Source organism: Escherichia sp. MOD1-EC5495 (genome assembly GCF_002965965.1).
Classification (GTDB): domain Bacteria; phylum Pseudomonadota; class Gammaproteobacteria; order Enterobacterales; family Enterobacteriaceae; genus Escherichia; species Escherichia ruysiae.
In genome coordinates, this window is the sequence record NZ_PTRI01000071.1 from 1 (window position 1) to 291 (window position 291).

General features: G+C 55.0%; 2 tRNA genes. Both read left to right on the plus strand.

Annotation, left to right across the window (positions count from 1 at the left end):
- The first annotated feature begins 1 nt into the window (after position 1).
- Positions 2 to 88, plus strand: a tRNA-Leu gene (locus BEG40_RS21620).
- A gap of 28 nt (positions 89 to 116) precedes the next feature.
- A tRNA-Leu gene (locus tag BEG40_RS21625) sits at positions 117 to 203 on the plus strand.
- Positions 204 to 291 lie beyond the last annotated feature (88 nt).

Sequence of the window (291 nt, forward strand, 5' to 3'; positions counted from 1 at the left end):
TGCGAAGGTGGCGGAATTGGTAGACGCGCTAGCTTCAGGTGTTAGTGTCCTTACGGACGTGGGGGTTCAAGTCCCCCCCCTCGCACCAAAAACCACGTTGATATTGCTCGCACTGGGCGAAGGTGGCGGAATTGGTAGACGCGCTAGCTTCAGGTGTTAGTGTTCTTACGGACGTGGGGGTTCAAGTCCCCCCCCTCGCACCAAACGAGGCGATATCAAAAAAAGTAAGATGACTGTGCGAAGGTGGCGGAATTGGTAGACGCGCTAGCTTCAGGTGTTAGTGTCCTTACG